The following is a 271-nucleotide window of genomic DNA, read 5'->3' as shown; positions in this document are numbered from 1 at the left end:
GGACAGCCTAGCGTAAAAGCCATAGAAGAGCTTAAGTTTGGTGACTTATCAATAGATAAAACTAGCCGTATTGTAAAGCTAAGTGGTGTTGAAATCGTATTAACCTCACATGAGTTTGAATTGCTGTGGTTATTAGCTTCAAATGCAGGAGAAGTGCTCAGCCGAGAGCATGTGCACCAACATATGATTGGACGTGAGTACGATGGGCTAGATCGAACCGTTGATGTACGTGTGTCTCGAATTCGTAAGAAGCTTGGTGCCTACAGTGACC

At 43.5% G+C, this 271-nt stretch carries 1 protein-coding gene; it reads left to right on the top strand.

Translation table 11 applies throughout. From position 1 onward, the window contains the following. On the top strand, positions 1–271 hold a 271-nt coding region (locus SB749_RS19510), incomplete at both ends, for a winged helix-turn-helix domain-containing protein (protein ID WP_410711764.1).

Origin of the sequence: Brevibacterium sp. SIMBA_078 (genome assembly GCF_046534565.1) — a bacterium.
Lineage (GTDB): Bacteria > Actinomycetota > Actinomycetes > Actinomycetales > Brevibacteriaceae > Brevibacterium.
This window is presented reverse-complemented; position numbering and strand designations above follow the sequence as displayed.